An 18,408-nucleotide genomic window follows, 5' to 3' on the forward strand; every position below is an offset into this window, starting at 1 on the left:
AAATTCAAAGGAATTTCAAAAGAGGTTCGGAATTTTTTTATTCCGAACCCCTTTTGTCTACAAACTGAAAGCATCTCTTATGAGGTGCTTTTTTTATTTTGTGAAAATAGAACACAACTAATCACGCATCGATCATTGTCTCTGATACAGTGGTTGGTGCGTCTGTTTGTATTTAAATTACATTATTAATTAGGGGAGTGTCTAATAGATGGAGGAGACAGTTGTATTGAATGGAAATGAATTGAAGGATTAGAATTGGCTAATAAGTATAATAAATACCGTGAAAAAAAATATTCACCTGGTCTTCCGTTGCCGAATTTGTTTTCTTAAAAATCCTAAAGTAATAGGTAGATACAGTAGTAAATACTCTACTATATTAAGTAATGTTATAGTTTGCAAACAAAAGACAGAGAGTAACGTACAATCTCCCTGTCTTATATAGTTAAAGGAAACCTTTATTCACAGCCTCAAGAGCATAAATTTTGGTCACTAACTTGGTCACTGAACCAGTCATAAATACTGTAGTAAAGCAGTTTTCCAAGTAATAAAGTTGGTCACATTTTTGGTCACTAATCGAGTTTAAAGTACATTAATGACGCCATTTCTCTACCACGAATATTCTAAACATCTCAAACCTTCCTACTAATCTTCTCCACAATCTCCATCAAATCATCCGGCCTATGAAACTCAATCGGCGACACGCCTTTATCGAACTCTATCGTATCGGATTCTATCATCAATACATACTTGCCATTAATCTTTCCTAAATGGATGCTTTCGCCAAAATCGGCTAACAGTCCTTTGATGGATGTACTGCCAAGCTTCATGCGCAGCTCGGCTTCAGGTGTATGCTCGACAATCTGGGCTGTGGCTTCAACGACCTGGTGCGTTTCAAGGCGTTCTTGAATTTCACGCTTTTCACTCGTTTCCCAGACTTCCAGGTCTTGTTCGAATTTCTGCAGTTCGTCACTGTTTTCTTCGAATTGGGAGGATACATGCTCATGAACCATATGGATGACCTGGTTTTTCATGATTTCCGGCATCGATTCGCCATATTCGACGAATTTCAAGAAGTCCTCGAAGTAGCGGGCATGTGAAGCCTGGTGGATTTTCAGTTCGGCTTCCTCGACGATGCCTTCTTCGGGCATGTAGGGATATTGAATCGATTTCATATTTTTGGTGGTGATGGCCATTTCGACGTGTCTGATTAAGGTGCGTTCGTCCGAAATCGAAGCAACCTTTGGCTCGAAATCGCATTTGAGTAAGAAAACGAATGGCTCATCAAAATACTTTGTTAATTTGGCTGAAGCGATGAGAAAAACACCGCCACGGACAGCACTCGTATCAATATAAGACCGTGTGAATTGTTCATTTTCCGCCTGGAATTCTTCTTTCGATTTCGCATAGCGAACACGGCTAAATACATTGTAATTAGGATTGGAATCAAGTGCATGTCCTTCCTCGACAATGAATGTACCAATTTTAGTCGGTACTTGTTCCGTTTTTGGATGACGGTCCACTTTCCGTTTGGAAATCTTCATCAATTCCCCATCCAAGAAATCCTTAAGAGGACTTTCTTCGTATTCTGCCGTATCAAGCGTTTGAAAATGCTTAAAACGCTTATCGGCCTGATCGCCCTTTCCTTCGACTTGAATTAAATAAAAAGACAGATAGGTAATCGTAAAATCCATGCTTGTCACCTTTTCCAATTAGTATATAAACTTCCGTACTTTTCTTATGACTTAATAAGTATAGAGATGTACGGTGATTGCGTCAACATCATGAGAATTCTTAATGGATTCGGCCCACTATTTTTTATCATGGCATTCAAAGTGAAAGTGCTTGAACTGGCATGAAACGAGTGGGCAAACGAGAATGTTAAACATATTTTACATCCAGAGTGAAATGAAACGGAAGGCGCGAAAATCCTGCGGAAATGCGAGTCCAAGGGAACTATGGATGCGATAGAGCGATTCGGCGGACAGCAGCCTCTAGAAAGCTAAGTGCCTGCAATTGTAAAGAGCGGTCAAAGTACTAATCCTAATAAAGTACTAGTCGGTTTTTCATATAGAGTGGATGAAAGCGGAAGTTCCGCGACTCCCATTTAGAAGAAATGTGACCAAACGGATACTAAACATAGCTTTCATGCAAAGTTCAGTGAAATGGAACGTACAAAGTACAGTTCATCCAAACCGTGAATACTGGAGATTTCACTCAAATTTCATTTCAACAGGTGTAGGAGACTTAGGATTAGGAATGAGAGTCCAAGGGAGGAAACAAAGGATTAAGAGTGTCCAGGGTTGACTGACTCTGAATAAGTAGTGCCTGCAGTGGAACGAAACGCTCTAAGTAAGAACCTCCCAAATTGTGGGTGATAGAAACCTAACTTCGTTTTCATCCAATTGAATTTTAGTGTGGGAGGACCTTGGTCTTTGGTGCAAGGTTCTACTTTAAACAAAAATTCATCAAATTCATTTAAGATTATTCCCGACTATGTCGAAATAATAGGTAGTGTTAGAAAAATTGGAGGGCAATTCAGTGATCAAAAGTAGATGGAGAAGCAGGAAGAACATAGAGACGATAGATTATTTGAAATTTAAGGAACAAGTCGGTATAAATATCACTTCATATCCTGATGTATTGTCGCAGGTGGAAATGATTTCTTTAACGATTGCCGATTTATGCATCATTCGTTCCTTGCAGGAGGAAGTGAAAAATCATTTAAACGAAATCGTTGATAATTTTTATACAGCTTTAGAAAATGAACCTTCATTAATAAAAATCATTACCGATAACAGTTCAGTTGAAAGACTGAAGAAGACTTTGCACCGCCATATGTTCGACATGTTCAGTGGTAGCATAAATGATGCGTATATAAAACAGCGTTATGCTATTGCGCACGTACATGTGCGAATTGGATTGCAGCCAAAATGGTATATGAGCGCATTTCAAGATTTACTGCAATCATTAATCATTCACGTGCTTTCCAACATAAAGGATATCGACCAATATCAAAAAAACATCCTGGCTGTCACAAAAATTTTCAATTTAGAGCAGCAAATCGTTTTAGAGGCGTATGAACTGGAACATGAGAAAATTAGGCAAGAAAACCTGGAAGAAAAAGAAACGATTAAGCTGCAGGTGAATCATAATGCGGAAGAATTGGCTGCCATTAGTCTAGAGACAAGCTCGTCCACTCAATTAATGGCAAATAAGGTTTGCGAAATTCAGGGTTTCACGCAAAAGGGCTCAGAGATTGCGATTCAAGCAGAGAGTAAATCGAATCAAGGAGTGGAGCTGTTACAAGGGCTAGAGAAAAGATTGGTGAAAACGCAGGAGCAGATGATAATCATTGCAAAGGACATGGAGCAGCTATCGAAAACATCAAAGGAAATCGAACGGATCGTCACGATCATTACAACAATTGCGGAGCAAACGAATTTGTTGGCGCTGAACGCAGCGATAGAAGCGGCAAGAGCAGGTGAAAATGGTAAAGGTTTTGCGGTTGTAGCGGGAGAGGTAAGGAAGCTGTCGGAAAACACCAAGGATTCTGTCTCCGAAGTAGTGAAGTTGGTTAGCGGCATAGCTCATTTTACGGATGTTATGAATACATCGATTTCTTTGGTAAGCGGGGAAATCACGGAAGGAACGAAGCAAGGTAAAGAAACGGGCCTGTTTTTTTCTGATATCGCCAAGGCGATGCTTTCGGTAAAGCAACAAAATATTAAAATCACCAAGGAAATGACAGAATTGAATGCGATATTCGATGAAATTAACGCTGCGTTCACTACAGTTGCAGTTTCCTCAGATCAATTGACGGAATTGACGACGAACTTATAAAGAAATTAATAGAGAAGAACAAACAGGGTATTCCACCTTATATATTTCAAAAATCAACTCGCTAGAATATTCACAAAAACCCTTTCTGAAAAAAGGTTTCCAGAAAAAGAAACTGTTGAAAACGGTGCGGGTTAATGTTATAGTAATAAAGCGATGAGCTAATTTGTGTAAGCCGCAGAACAAGCTTTCTTAGCTAAACGTCGGGATGTGGCCTGACGGTTCTACGCCTCAAACGCATCAAAGACGCCTGCTGCGTGCAGGCGTCTTTTTCATTTTGCCGATTCTTTCTTCGCCGTTTGGACATCCTCCTTGAATTCCTCTTGAATTTCTTCCGTGATTCCCTTTGTTGCATCCTTGAACTCCCTGAGAGAGGTGCCAATTGCTCGTCCGATTTGTGGAAGCTTATTCGGTCCAAAAACAATCAAAGCTAAAAGAAGGATTACTATTAAACCGGGAAAACCAATGTTTGAAAGCATGAAAGTCACTCCAATCGAATCTGTTAGTTAATATTATAGACCGCTGATGTTTAATTGCAAAGGTTATTTACTATATATTGTTAAGATTAGGCTTCCGTCTGAGGATGCTTTTTATTCTGCAATAGTAAGCATTAAATCAATGAACAATCAGTGTTTGTGAAGAGGCGGATCACTGCGGGCAGCAAAGGAAGATAACGCGCCTGTCGTAGAAGGTGTAGGTTTTTCTTCGCTTAGCAGTGAAATTACTTGCAAGATTGAAGGGCTTTATGTATTATTACTATACAAGCTGCGTTGTTCGTAATGATAATTAAGTTTTAACCTTTAAGCTGTAATAGGGAGTTTTACATCGGAACAGGAATGTTATGCCTAGTCACTGACCTGGACAACAGGATTGTTTCTGCAAACACCCACTTTGAGGAGTGGTGGTTTAAAACTTTCTTACTTGAATACGGCAATGGCGGCTTCCATTTTAGAAATGAAAACCAATTCCTTAACGGAATTGGTTTTTTGTTGTTTTCAAGAGATGAGAGCAATGAAGATGATGTTTAAAAGAATGCGTCATTGTTCATAATTTTGTAATACGTATTGCTCCAACATCTTAAGATTAAATGTTAGAATGAAGGTACGGATAATTACTTCCTCCTTGAAATTGGAGCGAAACAGAAATTAATCTCATCTTTTGAGAGGAGTCACCACGTTGAAAATTTTAAAACATTTAATTTTTTGGTTATGCATGCTCGGAACGGTATTCTCAGTCGGTTATTTCTTTGTAGCGGAGATACCGTTGTACATTAAATTGTTAGGCGCAGCCATTCTTCTTTATCTTGCTTATGATTTAATAACTGAATCAAGGGAAAGAAAGCGTAAGGAAGCCATAGATGCATAATGAATAAATTTAAAATCCCTCAAAGAGAGGGATTTTTTTGTTGAAATGAAATCAGCAAGAAGAAACTGAATTGCTGAAAGTTTTCAATGCCTAGGAGCCCAAATGATGACTGAAACTCCGACTAAACAGATAACAGCACCAATCCAATCATATGCATCTGGCGTTTTCTTATCGATGCCCCAGCCCCACAATACAGATAATACGATGAAGACCCCGCCATAAGCGGCATATACACGTCCGAAGGTGGGAAACGTTTGGAAAGTGGCAATGATGCCGTATAACACCAACCCAAAGCCGCCAATTAAACCGAGGTAAATGGATTTGCCCTCCCTTAACCATTGCCAAATAAGATACCCTCCGCCTATTTCGGCAAGACCTGCCATAAGGAATATCCCGATCGTTATTAACATATATGTATCACTCGCTTTCTCGTTGAAATTTTATCATATTTAGCAGGATTTTTTTAACAAAAACTCGGAAACGACAAGAAGAAGCTCATCGTATAAGCGACTCCTTGATGTTTTTTCAGGGAATGAAATTTATAAGCCGTAAAAAAAGCTTCACTTTGGTTGCAATGGGGTACTTAAATACCTAAAACGGTATTGTAATCTAGTATAAGGAGTTGCAACGATGAAATCCCAAACCTTTGCATATTTGCTGGCGATCATACATGCAAGTATAGTCGGCCTATCTTTCTTATTCACGAAGATGGCCATTGCTGAATCGAATCCGCTGGATACTTTGGCATTTCGATTCACCGTCTCATTCGGCATCATTTGCTTGCTTGTCGCCATGAAAGTCATTAAGGTACAGTATACGTGGGAGTCGATCAAGTACCTAATGCCACTTTCATTATTATTCCCAACGCTTTTCTTTGCCTTTCAAACCTTTGGGCTAAAGTATTCACAATCGACGGATGCGGGCATTTTATCTGCCGTTACCCCGATTTTAACATTGATGGTAGCAGGGTATTTCTTAAAGGAGAAGACGACGCTGTATCAAAAGGTTTCGATTGTCTTGTCGGTAGTGGGCGTCATTTTTATATTTGTGATGAAGGGAAGCACCATCAATTTTTCAGATATGCTAGGTATGATGTTGATCCTGCTATCCTGTATTGCCACCGCTTGTTATACAACGATGACCCGTTCGCTCGCCAAGAGTTATACACCTGGTGAAATGTCCTTTTTCATGATGGGAACTGGTTTTGTCATTTTTAATGCTGCCGCGCTCTTTTCCCATCTGAAGCAAGGATCGATGGCTGCATTTTTCTCTCCTTGGTCAAGCATGGAATTCATCAGCTCGATTTTGTATTTAGGGATATTGGCTTCACTGGTCACATCGTTATTATCCAATACGATTTTAACAAAAATCAAAGCGTCCCAAATGAGTGTATTTGCCAACCTTTCCACCGTTGTCACGATTGCTGCAGGGGCTTTCATATTGAATGAAAAGATAACCATTTATGATATAACGGGATCAATATTGATCATTTTAGGTGTGGTAGGCACGAATTACTTTGGAGGGAAGAAAGAGCAATCCTTATAAATGAATTTCGGTTTAAAGGAGGAACGAATTGTGAAATGAATGAAATGGTCCATCCCATTGGGATGGACCATTGTTATTTCCACCATTTTGTTTGCGGAAAGTCTTCTGTCCCGATTAATACTGATTCACCTAATTGGGGTGTGCAGACTTGAACGGCACGTTCGTTGGCGGCTTTTGTCACCCGTTCTATTGGATCTGTCCAATCATGGAATGACAAAGTGAATCCAGCCCAATGAATCGGGATCATCCGTTTTCCTTGCACGTCGAGGTGTGCTTGTACGGTTTCTTCAGGCATCATATGAATCGTGGACCAGCGCTCATCATATTGCCCGCATTCCATTAAGGTTAGATCAAACGGACCGTATTTTTCGCCGATTTCAGTAAAATGGCTGCCATATCCACTATCGCCGCTAAAAAATACTTTATGTTTCTCGCCATTAATGACCCAAGAACACCATAGTGTTGAATTGCTATCGTTTAAGCTTCTTCCGGAAAAATGCCTGGCAGGCGTACAAACAAAATGCAAACCCTTGAATGAAACCTCATCCCACCAATTATGTTCAGATATCCGTTTGCCGTTAACGCCCCAGCGCTCCAGATGTCCGCCGACACCGAGGGGGACGATGAATTGACCGACCTTGTCTTTTAATTTCTTTATAGAGTGGTAATCCAAATGGTCATAATGGTCATGCGACAGCAGAACGGCATCAATAGGTGGCAGTGAATCCAGGTCAACGGGCAGGTCGCCGCTAAACCGCTTGTTCCCGAACCAAGGAAAAGGAGTGGGGGCCTTGCCGAACATTGGGTCCACCAAAATGGTTTTTCCATCTAACTCCAACATGAAGGCAGAATGACCGAACCAAGTGATTTTATTGGAAGAATCAGCGGCAGTTCCTTTTGTTCCAATAACGATTGGAGTGTCTGGCCGTTTTCGCGGGTTGCCTTTTATGTAGTCACGTAAAATGGAACCGGTATGTTTAAGGCTCATTGCTTGACTCGCAGGTATCTGATTTTGAAATTTTCCATTGGCAAAGTTCTCTTTTTCTTTGAATATTCTTACTTTCTCTTTCGTTGTCCGCCTCCCTAGCGGAGGATAAAGCTTAAGGAAAAGTAACAATAAAATAAAAGAAGAAAGGATGATTTTTATTATATTTAACATGAATACGTTCCTCCATAATTATCAGATCTTTTCGTTTCCTTATCATATCACAGAATAGGTAGGGTTATTTACTGTGATGTCCAATAAAAATCCGTGTTGCTCCGAAAGGTTCGATGCTGATTCAACTTTTGGAGGAGTGTGTAAGTTTCATGCACTCCAGGCAGGGAAAAGGGGAATATGAAATGAATAATATAGAGAGAAGATGCAAAAGGCGTATGAGGGGTAGGGGGATAAACGATTGTTAATTTTTTTCAGGGTCTTTGTCTGGGTAGTGTTTTTCGCTTTATTGGCCTATGTTATCCTGTCTTGGAAATATAAAGACAAAGTAAGTAGAAAAATCGAAGCGATCCGGAAAACCTGGTATATCATTTTTATACTAGGAGCGCTGATTTACTGGAATTTCTATCCGATGAGTATATTCAACGAGTGGAAGAATTTTTTGATCATGGCAGTTGTATTCATCCTGATTGATATGTTCGTGTTCTTGAGCATGTATATATCGAAAATCGGTGATAATGAATTATCTTATGCTACAAAAGCCGTTGCCGAAAGCGATAAGCTTTTAACGGACAATAGGGAAAAGGTCAAAAATATGTTTCACCTATTAAAGAAAGAGGGGATTCCTGAATACTATCAAACCAATAAAGAATATTTGGCTTATTTAAGCATCCTCCTGCAAGCCTATGCGGCAAAGGAAGCGATGAGCGTCAACATTCTTCCCTTCAAGACGGAACAGGACAAGCAATTGGTGATAAATGGGCATCCTAACTTGAATGGCAGCACCATTCGTGCTACATTGGAAAGAGAAGATACGTATTATAATGATGAAGAAAAAATGGCACTCCAGCCAGTAAGCATATTGTTGGAACCATTTGTCCTTGACGTTAAATCAGAAAGCTTCGTTTCGGAAGTCGATTGTTTATTGATAGCATTACTGATCATGATGTTCGATATGGTCATAAAACAAAAACCAGGTGGTGAAGGGTAAATGAGCATATATGATAAAGTCGGCAGTGAAGTTTCGGTTGCTGTAATCAAACCACAGGTTAAAATACCCGATGTTGGGTTAAGCCCGCATACTAAAAAAGTGATGAAGCAGAATGAGCGCATCATCTTGAAAGAAAAAGAAAAGACGGCACGCTTCAGCCGCTTAAAAAATGTTTTATAGGAATCCAAGCGGAGGTTTTTCTTAAAGCTTGATCATATTTGTGAAAAATGCGCATATACTATTCAAAATTAAAGAATAGGAAGGGTCATTTTAGAAATGAACAAAAAACCCGAGAGAGTGAACATCCCGACCCCCTCCGCTTCACCATCCGAGCAACGGATACATAAAGATAATGCTGATTTGCTGAAGCTCTTGCTAAGATTGAAAGCTAAACGATGGATATTTTTAAGGTAACTGAAAGCCAGTCTCTCATGAGAACTGGTTTTTTTTGTTTTCACGGACGGAAGTAATCATCCTTTTGACGCGATTTCTTTGCCATATACATGTTGCGCGATCCGCTTTTTTCAAAAGCGTCTCCATATCCGTCCCATCATGAGGATAAAAGCTAATCCCGATACTGGCGGTAATGAAATAATCATTTCCATTAATAACAACAGCCATGGTGGATAAACGTATAAATAATAACTCAGCACTGTATTGCGTGCTGTTCATTAAATCCTCACCTTGTGATGGGGGCAACAATACAATGAATTCATCACCACCAATCCGGGCAACATGACTTTCTTCTGGTACGTTTTTAACTAGACATTCAGCCGTCTTCTTAATGACGAAATCACCAGCGTCATGGCCAAATGAGTCATTGAAAGATTTAAAATCATTAAGATCGATGTAAAGAATCGCCATTACAGCGTTTGTTTTATCTTCATTATAACTGAAATAGTGGGAAACGAAGTTCCTATTATAAAGCCCTGACAAAGCATCCCTAATAATACCATTTTCAAGAACGAGGGTTTGACTAACTAAAGTGTCAAGAGACTTAATCAAGATCAGGTCATATTCCTTAAAATCGTAAGGGTGAATATCAAAGGCACATAACGTCCCGAACACCTCGCCGTCATGGATAAGTGGTGCGCCCATAAAGGAGCCATTGCCAATGAACTTCGTTACGGGATGATCACTAGTTAAATCGTGTTGAGTTAAACTTGGGATGACAAGTGGCTCGAAGCCATTTTCAGCAACTAATTTACAAAATACCATATTATAAGGAAGTACGTCACCATCACAAATTAACTTTGCATGCCTATTGAAGGACTTGATCATAAAACTTTTGGCGGGATTCAAAATCGAAAGGAAAAAAGTGTTCACTTTGATGGTTTGTGATAATAGTTCCAACACTTCAGTAGCGATGGAGTCGAAATTTTTATAGTAATTGATATCGTGCTGAATCATTTTCCAGGCTCCTTCATATCGATAATCTTATTAGCTTTTTCAAAGGTATTGCGAAAGAACGATACAGATCCAAATGCCGAGACGTGACAGTTGTCCGAATTTCCACTAAACTCGAATATAAGCTTGGGTTCGTTGTATTTGCCAAATCAATAAGCTGTCTTTGCTTTTCCAATAGGACACTTATTAAATGCGCCTCATTTTATTTTTCGGTTTTTTTTTCGATTCATTAACTGCTCATAGAAGGATTACAAGTAAAGTATCTATTCATGAATTGGAGATGCGTAATCGTCATATACGATGTATTATACTGTAAGTGAATGGTTAAGAGGACCATTCAAACCGCTTACTTGGTATAGATTGTCGTTTGGTTTACATCATGCGAAGATACCTGAATATAACAAAAAAACGGCTGTATCGCGCTCATGGAAAAAAATGTTTTGGAGACGATAAAAGGTAAGCGTAACGTACATACAGGGATCATTCAAAAGGGGATCATTATGGGAAAATTAGAAAGTATATATCCTATAGCTATAGAGAATACGAAGGAAAAAATCATTCAGGATATGAATTATTATTTGGAGAGTCAAGAGACATTGCCTCCGTTTGCAGCATATGTATCAGAAAGGTTGTCCTTCATAGAGCAAATTTGGCTTAATGTTTGGTTGAATAAAGCATCAAATGATGTGCCCAGAAAGGAAAAGAAGGTGTTTTTAAATGAAAGAGGCTTCGTTACGGAAGGTTCAGATCATAAGCTGATCAACAGTATGTTCCGTAACGAGTTAAAATCGCATCGACCATTTGATGCGCTAACGTGGATGAACGAAGCCTTTTCAAACAAGCAAGCTGACTGGGAGAATAGATATAAAGAAGCGAGGGGGAATTTCTTTAAAAGGCAAGAAGAACAGCGTCTTGCGAAACAAAGGTGGAAAATACGCGTAAGACTCCAAGATGAGGCTATAGCATACTTTGAAAATAACTCACTTGTTTTATATTTACATGTCAGGTCTTATATTGCAGGAATTTTGGCTAAGGATCTTAAAAACAAGCCGAAATTCCAATATGTCGATCCATACCTTTTGGAAGAAAAATTGGTTGAAGAAGGAAGGTTTCAGGCAACCGAATACTTGATGGTCACTGATTTTTTTGAAGAGCTGACTGGTGATATCCATTCCTTGTTCGATTGGGGAAAGAACCGTTTTGAATATGAAAATTACTTTTATCGGTACGAGAGGTTAGTATCTGATTTACTTGTGAAGATTGCCCCCGAAAAATGCTTGAACCAATTACCTGTTGGCTTGCATCATGATTATTTGGAGTCTTATGGCGAGAGATTGACCGCCATCGCTCTACAGGATATAGTGCGAGATGAATTGACTGATTTGTCCCAGGCTTGTTTTGATGAACTTCAAGAAGAATACGTGTCTGATTTATTGAACCTTGAGGGAATTCCTTTTGATGAAGCAGTGCATGAGGAAATCTTTGAAAAAGACGAGGCAAATAGGGAAATCAGAAAAGCTGAAGCATTGGCCGAGCAAGCAAGAAAACAGGCAGAAGAACAAAGGATGATCAATGACATTATTGGTAAGGCCTACACTCCATCATTAGGCAAAAGGGTAAGCTATATCCTCCACATTGGAGAGACCAATACCGGCAAAACACATCAGGCCCTACAAAAAATGAAAAAAGCACAAAGCGGTTTATATTTGGCTCCACTTAGGCTGTTGGCGCTTGAAGTATTTGATAAACTGAATGCAGAGGGCATTCCTTGCTCCTTGAAAACCGGTGAAGAAGAAAAGTTGGTACCCGGTGCTACCCATACCTCCAGTACCGTGGAAATGTTTCATGAAAAAGACTACCATGAAGTAATCGTCATTGATGAAGCGCAAATGATTGCCGATAAAGATCGCGGCTTTGCCTGGTTTCGGGCAATCACGCAAGCAAATGCGAAGGAAGTCCACATTATCGGAAGCAAAAATATTAAAGTGATGCTCTTGAACCTGCTGGAAGAAGCGGAGTTGGAGCTTCGTGAATACCGGCGGGACATACCGCTTGAGGTGGAACAGCGTGAATTTGAATTGAAATTTACGAAAAAAGGGGATGCGCTCATTTGTTTTTCGCGAAGGCAGGTATTGGAGACGGCATCACGTCTGAAAGAGAGTGGACATAATGTCAGCATGATTTATGGGAGCATGCCCCCTGAGAACAGGAAACGGCAAATAGAGCTATTCAATCGTGGTGAAACGTCGGTTGTCGTTGCTACGGACGCGATAGGAATGGGTTTGAATTTGCCGATCCGGCGCATTGTCTTTCTTGAGAATGAAAAGTTCGACGGGACACGAAGAAGGAGATTGACGTCACAGGAAATAAAACAAATTGCAGGCAGAGCGGGAAGAAAGGGCATTTATGATACGGGCAAGGTCGCCTTTACAGCAGAAATTAAAATCATGAATAAGTTGCTCGAACAAGCGGATGAACCTGTTCAAACCTTTACAATAGCCCCAACCTCTGCCGTATTCGAACGTTTTCAGAAGTATTACCGCAATATGGGTACTTTTTTCGAAATGTGGGAGCGGTTTGAGCCCCCTAAAGGCACGAAAAAAGCATCCTTATCGGAAGAAAGGGAGCTATACGAGCTGATAAGGGGGACGGAAACCGAAGTTCGTTTTTCCTTGATGGATTTATATGGTTTCCTTCATATCCCTTTTTCAGCGAAAGAACCAAGTCTCATCAGGCAGTGGCTGGAGACGGTGGAGGCGATAGCCGAGAGCAGTGATCTACCTGAACCGATCATCAAGACTAGAAACTTGGAGGAGTTGGAGCTTTCTTATAAAGCGATAGGGTTGCATCTATTATTTTTATATCGGATGGGCCGGAAGACCGAAGCCGTTTATTGGGAGCGTATCCGCGAAGAAATTAGTGAGGGCGTTCATGATCAGCTAAAGGATGAAATGTTGAATTATCAAAAAAAATGCAAACGCTGTGGAAAAAAACTGCCTGATGACTCACGCTTTCATATATGTGATGCTTGTTATCGCAGAGGCCATAGGAAAACGCACCGGTTACATTAACTCGTTTTTTCCAATCTTAGGAAACGCAAATAACGTACACCATAGCTGTACGTTATTTGCGTTTATAAAAAGCTAATTAATCATTGCGTTGCGATTTAGCAATAAGAGATGCTTGCTGCTTCATTCGTTTATCCGCTTTCTTATCATGCACCACAAAGAGGGCGTGAATCAATCCGGGGATGTAGAAAAAAAGTGTGAGAATCAAATTAACCACGGCAGATATAGGTTTACCTGCCAGTAATACGGCTAATGGAGGAAAAAGAATCGCGATTAAATATAAAATAATAAACACTCCTTAATAATGATGTTCAGTCTGACCATTACGTGGTCATCTCGCTTTGACAATCTGCATTCTCTTCACCGAGTTTCTTCCGGCTTTTTTTTAGATGATATCCCTTATAATGCCTTGATAAATATATGCTCGATAACCACATTCAATCCCACCTGAGCATAATTAGCCAAAAGAAAAGTCAAAGAAACATTGTCTTTTATGTTAGAATAATCAGATAACTAATAGATGGAAGCGGGATGTTCATGAGAAAAAAGATCGGCTGTTTGCATGCACACTATTCAAATGTAGAATACATAGAAAAAGCATTCTCGAAATTCGAAATTGATTGGCTTCATTTTGTAGACCCAGGATTGATGAATAGGATGGCATCAGATGAAACGTTTACGTTTTCGGATGCTCAAAAAAGGGTCAAAGATCAAGTCGAGTGGATTGCCGCATCCAAAGTGGATGTTATCCTGATAACTTGTACAAACTATATCGCATTATTAAACGAAGAACAACTCTCTTTATCTACGCCTATCATAAAGATCGATGAACCATATTTTGAGCAGATTTGCCATTTACAGCAGCCGCAAGTCATGCTGTTCACGAACCCGGCTACTGTCGAAGGGACCGTAAAACGTTTACATGATTATGCAAGGAATCATGGGGGAGTGGATGTTGAAATCATCATCATCGACCATGCTTTTGAATTGATCATGCAGGGATTGAGTGATAAATATAACCAGGAAATCATGAATTGCTTACAGCAATTAACGAACGAAAAAAGACCGATTTCAGTGGCGCAGTTATCAATGGTCCATGCAGCAATGAGCTATGAACATCAAACAGGAAATGTTATTGTAAATCCGCTGCAAGCATTAGTCGATTTCATGGCCAGCCGCCTGGAACTGAGCGTATCATGAATAAGAGCACTTCAGATGTATCAGTCGGATGGATTGATTTGCTATAGATGATTCCATGGAATAGTAGACACGGTTTCTTTATTGATCCTTATTACGAATCTGTTCACGGATCGCTTCAAGTTCTTCCAAGGATAAAACCGTCAAGGAATTTTTTATTTCCTCCTCGACCCTTTTTCGATCAAGCTCTCTATATTCGTTCCACCAATCCCGCAAGCCTTCAGTGTTTTCGAGAAGATACTCAATATCGATCTCTTCTTGCTCATCATCTGCTAAATATTTCATGACCGCGCCCAGCAAGCGATTGAGCTGGGCTATTTCAGTTTCGGTAACAGGTGAAGCAGCATCTATCTTTTTTGCATCATCTTTAACTGGAACATTTCGAGGTGTCATGATATCCTCCTGTTTTTAGTAATAGTGTGCCTGAAAACATGGATTTCACAATCTTTTTTTGAAAATTATTGCTTAAGGGAGCTAGCAGCAGTTAAGGAAGTGTGTAAAAATTAGGTTAATTATCCCACTAACTACCTCGATAGAATATATAAATTCGCTCATCATCCTATAACAGCTTCAACATCTAATAAATAAGTAGATAACAGGAAGCATTAACACGTTAAGAAATAATTGATACATTCGTCTTTCCTTATAAACGATTTCTTTTCGGATTTCTGTTTTCTTCCTTATCCATTCATTCGGTTAGGCAATGAATTAAAGTGTCTGGACAAGCATGGACTTTAGGGAATGAAAGACGAGGTAGTAGCATAAATTTAAACGAAGGGAGTGGATAAATGAAAATGTTCATTAAATTAAGTGTAGCCAGTGTTTCCGGAGCTGTCGTTTATTTGATTTATAATGTCAATCAAACGCTGCGCAAAGGTATGGGAACGCTCGAGGAAACAAATAAGACGTTGGAAGAGGTAAGGAATGCCGTTCATGGATTGACGGATGAGTCCAAACAATTGATCCACTCTGCCAATCAATTAACAACAGATGTAAAAGGGAAGATGGGAAATGTCAATCCTTTGCTAGAATCGGCTCAAGATGTTGGGGAAATGATTCATAATGTAACCCATTCCATGAAAGAGGCAAGTTTGGATGCAACGAAAGACCGTTTAAGCACTCCAACAGCGCCACCGCAAGCGGAATCAGAGGGCGTTCAAATTAAGCTTAAATAAGCTGGCATCATAAAAAAACCAAGTCACCCCGGGATCCACTAACATATCCGAACAATACCAATCAATATGGAAATTTAGAGGGGGAGCTTTAATCATGATTATTGAATATAGTGTCGCTGCAATCGCTTTAGCGTTCCTATGGCTCGTCGTTTTTTTGATTGCTACACTTCAAAAGGGCATGGTGACGATAGGAGAAGCCAATAAAACATTGGTTGAAGTGAGAAATGCCATCCACGATTTATCGGGTGAATCGAAACAATTATTACAAACGGCAAACGATATCACAGACGATGTGAAAGCGAAAATGAAAACGGTGGAACCGCTATTGGATTCCGCACAGGATGTTGGGGAAGCAATTCATTCCGTGACAGACTCCGTCAAAAAAGCCACAAACGGATTTCGCACAGAGTTTTCACCGAAAAAAATCAATGCTATCAAAACGAAGAGCCAAATCAAATGAATAACACGTAAAAACACGAAAGACACTACCGGTATGAGGAGTGTCTTTTTAATAGTATGTATGATTGGACCCATGTCTCTCATACAGATTTATAATTGCCTGTATGAGAATATGGAACAGAAGGACATTAAACAATACCCTTTATTTATCCGAATTTTCACCAGTCGGGTTGCCTGTAGATTTAGAGTCATTGGAATGCTTGACTCCTTTACTCACGTAAGGCTTTGCGCTTTTTTTCTTGTTGGCGCCCGTTTTCCAACGATTCCAGCCCTTCTTGCCCGTTCCTGTGCCCGTCCCTTTACCCGTACCACTCTTCGCCTTAGCTTTACTCATGAAATCACTCCATTACTATTGTATGGTTACATTAAACCATTTTACTTGATTATTACCCAAGTATGTTGAAATATACAGCAACTAAGCTGATATGTACAGGAAAAGGCTCAATATTTTTATCGTCAATCCTTAAAAAGGTGTCACAGTAGGCATGTAATGACCCCTATATTAATCGCTTTTTGCCTAAACAGGTAAAGGATTTCACACCAGCTTAGCCATGAAAATATTGCGGAAATACTTTAAAACGCCTTATCAAAAATGCATGACATTTTTGATAAGGCGTTTTACGAAGTTTCGCCACTTCTAACAAAAGCGATGTTGATTCATGTATTTAGGAAAAGTGGGTGGATGATAATGAGTAACAGTCCATCACTTTATGGAAATCGAACTGGATTTCGTCAATAAGATGCTTATCCCGATTTTTTTGCAGATGGTCACATAGTGCATGAGAGTTAATAATACGGCGCCTGTATTCATTCCTAAGATGATGCCTCCCATATTTAGTGAAGCCTGAGAACCTAGGAAATACATCATTAAGAAGGCGACGATATGGGACCATACGGTATGGATGAAAGCATCTTTCACTAAACCTAACCCGATAAGATAGGCTTGCATGGGAATGACAAAAAAATGAAAAAGGAAGTAAGGACATAATAATTTTAAATAATATGCTGCAGAGGTTGATGAAAAAAAGAGTGAGGTCAATGGTTCGGCAAAGAAATAAATGAAAAACACCGCAGGGACCCCATACAACACTGTAAAAGACATCGATTTCTGCAATAATATCCTCAACTTTTCCTTGTCCTGATTTTTGTGCGCGTTCGAAACATTCGGTATGAGCATGATCATTAGGGAATGCGCGATAAAAGCCGGAAAGAAGCCGATGGTCATCGCAACACCCGTTAGCATCCCGAAATGCTCAGTTGCCACGACCGCCCCGAAGCCTGCCGAGAGAAGTGCCGCATGAATCAAAAATGGCTGTATCGCATTCGTTATCGCATGGAAAATCCTTAAGCCCATGGTCGGGAGCGATACCGCCAATAACGTTTGGCGAGCATGTTTACCGGTTGTGCGTGAGTTCGTTCCTCGCCCCATGATACGCATTTGCAGTATCAGCAGGTTGACCAAATATAGAAAAACGATGAACTCACTGCCGATCAATACAAAAAATGCCATTAATAGGGACTTTTCTTGGTTAAAGTGAAATAAGTTGAAAATGAAGAAAAGTAAACCGAATTGAATGATATCTTTTAAAAAGTTGGAAAAGGCGATTTTCCCCATTTGTTGGACACCCATGAAATACCCTCTCGCAATGGAAGAAAAGGCGACGATTGGTATCGAGGTAATGAGCAGCCATTTAACATAAGGATGATAACGGTCCATCATGGATGAATAAGAAAGGATGAACGGCATGACTACACACATGATCAAGACGACGACTACAGCCATTTTAAGGGCATGGATGATCAGGTTATAGTGCAATGCCTGTTTATTTTCGGCAACGAATTTTGATATGGAAATATGTAATTCAAGGCTGGCAATCACATATATCAAAAAGAAAATGGGCAGTAGCGACATATATAACCCCATGCCCTCTTCGTGTAATTCCCTGGCTAGGATCATGTTCACCAAAAACTCGATACACTCCCCGAAAAACGCTGCAACTATCAAAATGAGCGTCCCTTTATAAAAAGACTTCATGTTGGCCCACTCCTAACAAGGTGTTTGTATATAGATATGAGACATGCCATGGAATATTCATAAGGAGCTCCGTTCGAAGTGATACATCCGTCGATTATCGCTATGAAAATACTGATTATCCCTGAATGAAATTAAAAAAAGAATCACACTTTGTATTTGAAGGTTTATTTTGC

18 protein-coding genes and 1 other RNA gene are annotated in these 18,408 nt (G+C 39.8%); 10 read left to right on the forward strand and 9 right to left on the reverse strand.

Annotated features, from left to right (window positions below; translation table 11 throughout):
• Nucleotides 1-629 precede the first annotated feature (629 nt).
• Nucleotides 630-1,691, reverse strand: a complete 1,062-nt coding sequence (locus ASU00_RS20915; protein WP_057915398.1) for a DUF3900 domain-containing protein — start codon at nucleotides 1,689-1,691, stop codon at nucleotides 630-632.
• An 847-nt stretch (nucleotides 1,692-2,538) separates the two neighbouring features.
• On the opposite strand from ASU00_RS20915, the gene ASU00_RS20920 reads away from it, so the two are divergent.
• On the forward strand, nucleotides 2,539-3,840 hold the full coding sequence (locus ASU00_RS20920; protein ID WP_057915399.1) for a globin-coupled sensor protein: 1,302 nt from the start codon (nucleotides 2,539-2,541) through the stop codon (nucleotides 3,838-3,840).
• 269 nt (nucleotides 3,841-4,109) lie between these two features.
• Here the strand turns inward: ASU00_RS20920 and tatA are convergent, their stop codons facing one another.
• The gene (gene tatA / locus ASU00_RS20925; RefSeq protein WP_057915400.1) at nucleotides 4,110-4,316 is read right to left on the reverse strand and encodes a twin-arginine translocase TatA/TatE family subunit; all 207 of its coding nucleotides are present in this window, start codon (nucleotides 4,314-4,316) and stop codon (nucleotides 4,110-4,112) included.
• A gap of 280 nt (nucleotides 4,317-4,596) precedes the next feature.
• On the opposite strand from tatA, the gene ssrS reads away from it, so the two are divergent.
• Nucleotides 4,597-4,784: non-coding RNA, 6S RNA (gene ssrS, locus ASU00_RS24755), on the forward strand.
• A gap of 229 nt (nucleotides 4,785-5,013) precedes the next feature.
• Nucleotides 5,014-5,202 (forward strand): hypothetical protein, encoded by a 189-nt coding sequence (locus ASU00_RS20935; protein ID WP_057915402.1) that lies wholly within the window; start codon nucleotides 5,014-5,016, stop codon nucleotides 5,200-5,202.
• An 83-nt stretch (nucleotides 5,203-5,285) separates the two neighbouring features.
• Here ASU00_RS20935 and ASU00_RS20940 read toward each other — a convergent pair whose 3' ends face one another.
• Nucleotides 5,286-5,612 (reverse strand): YnfA family protein, encoded by a 327-nt coding sequence (locus ASU00_RS20940; RefSeq protein WP_057915403.1) that lies wholly within the window; start codon nucleotides 5,610-5,612, stop codon nucleotides 5,286-5,288.
• Nucleotides 5,613-5,832: 220 nt separating this feature from the next.
• On the opposite strand from ASU00_RS20940, the gene ASU00_RS20945 reads away from it, so the two are divergent.
• Complete coding sequence (locus ASU00_RS20945) at nucleotides 5,833-6,747, forward strand: DMT family transporter (RefSeq protein ID WP_057915404.1); 915 nt, start codon at nucleotides 5,833-5,835, stop codon at nucleotides 6,745-6,747.
• 73 nt (nucleotides 6,748-6,820) lie between these two features.
• Here the strand turns inward: ASU00_RS20945 and ASU00_RS20950 are convergent, their stop codons facing one another.
• Entirely contained in the window at nucleotides 6,821-7,906 is a 1,086-nt protein-coding gene (locus ASU00_RS20950; RefSeq protein ID WP_057915405.1) for an MBL fold metallo-hydrolase, read from the reverse strand.
• Nucleotides 7,907-8,144: 238 nt separating this feature from the next.
• Here ASU00_RS20950 and ASU00_RS20955 point away from each other — a divergent pair, with 238 nt between their 5' ends.
• Both ASU00_RS20955 and ASU00_RS20960 read left to right on the forward strand, forming a co-directional pair.
• Entirely contained in the window at nucleotides 8,145-8,894 is a 750-nt protein-coding gene (locus ASU00_RS20955) for a type II toxin-antitoxin system SpoIISA family toxin (protein ID WP_057915406.1), read from the forward strand.
• Nucleotides 8,895-9,074, forward strand: a complete 180-nt coding sequence (locus ASU00_RS20960; protein WP_057915407.1) for a hypothetical protein — start codon at nucleotides 8,895-8,897, stop codon at nucleotides 9,072-9,074.
• 249 nt (nucleotides 9,075-9,323) lie between these two features.
• Here the strand turns inward: ASU00_RS20960 and ASU00_RS20965 are convergent, their stop codons facing one another.
• Nucleotides 9,324-10,304 carry a sensor domain-containing diguanylate cyclase gene (locus tag ASU00_RS20965; RefSeq protein ID WP_057915408.1) on the reverse strand — a complete coding sequence of 327 codons (981 nt, stop codon included), beginning with the start codon at nucleotides 10,302-10,304 and terminating at the stop codon, nucleotides 9,324-9,326.
• A gap of 422 nt (nucleotides 10,305-10,726) precedes the next feature.
• On the opposite strand from ASU00_RS20965, the gene ASU00_RS20970 reads away from it, so the two are divergent.
• Entirely contained in the window at nucleotides 10,727-13,372 is a 2,646-nt protein-coding gene (locus tag ASU00_RS20970) for a helicase-related protein (RefSeq protein WP_330219557.1), read from the forward strand.
• Nucleotides 13,373-13,448: 76 nt separating this feature from the next.
• Here ASU00_RS20970 and ASU00_RS24760 read toward each other — a convergent pair whose 3' ends face one another.
• Entirely contained in the window at nucleotides 13,449-13,655 is a 207-nt protein-coding gene (locus ASU00_RS24760; RefSeq protein ID WP_082630544.1) for a YqaE/Pmp3 family membrane protein, read from the reverse strand.
• 245 nt (nucleotides 13,656-13,900) lie between these two features.
• Between ASU00_RS24760 and ASU00_RS20975 the strand changes: the two genes are divergently transcribed.
• On the forward strand, nucleotides 13,901-14,569 hold the full coding sequence (locus tag ASU00_RS20975; protein WP_057915409.1) for a DEAD/DEAH box helicase family protein: 669 nt from the start codon (nucleotides 13,901-13,903) through the stop codon (nucleotides 14,567-14,569).
• 78 nt (nucleotides 14,570-14,647) lie between these two features.
• On the opposite strand, the gene ASU00_RS20980 is transcribed toward ASU00_RS20975, so the two are convergent.
• Complete coding sequence (locus tag ASU00_RS20980; protein WP_057915410.1) at nucleotides 14,648-14,959, reverse strand: hypothetical protein; 312 nt, start codon at nucleotides 14,957-14,959, stop codon at nucleotides 14,648-14,650.
• Between the two features lie 395 nt (nucleotides 14,960-15,354).
• Between ASU00_RS20980 and ASU00_RS20985 the strand changes: the two genes are divergently transcribed.
• Both ASU00_RS20985 and ASU00_RS20990 read left to right on the forward strand, forming a co-directional pair.
• Nucleotides 15,355-15,741, forward strand: coding sequence for a DUF948 domain-containing protein (locus ASU00_RS20985; RefSeq protein WP_057915411.1), 387 nt, complete (start codon nucleotides 15,355-15,357; stop codon nucleotides 15,739-15,741).
• Between the two features lie 94 nt (nucleotides 15,742-15,835).
• Complete coding sequence (locus tag ASU00_RS20990) at nucleotides 15,836-16,201, forward strand: DUF948 domain-containing protein (protein ID WP_057915412.1); 366 nt, start codon at nucleotides 15,836-15,838, stop codon at nucleotides 16,199-16,201.
• Nucleotides 16,202-16,342: 141 nt separating this feature from the next.
• Here ASU00_RS20990 and ASU00_RS20995 read toward each other — a convergent pair whose 3' ends face one another.
• Entirely contained in the window at nucleotides 16,343-16,534 is a 192-nt protein-coding gene (locus ASU00_RS20995) for a DUF3934 family protein (protein ID WP_057915413.1), read from the reverse strand.
• A 369-nt stretch (nucleotides 16,535-16,903) separates the two neighbouring features.
• Complete coding sequence (locus tag ASU00_RS21000) at nucleotides 16,904-18,235, reverse strand: oligosaccharide flippase family protein (protein ID WP_057915414.1); 1,332 nt, start codon at nucleotides 18,233-18,235, stop codon at nucleotides 16,904-16,906.
• Nucleotides 18,236-18,408: the final 173 nt, after the last annotated feature.

Origin of the sequence: Peribacillus muralis, from assembly GCF_001439925.1 — a bacterium.
Lineage (GTDB): Bacteria > Bacillota > Bacilli > Bacillales > DSM-1321 > Peribacillus > Peribacillus muralis.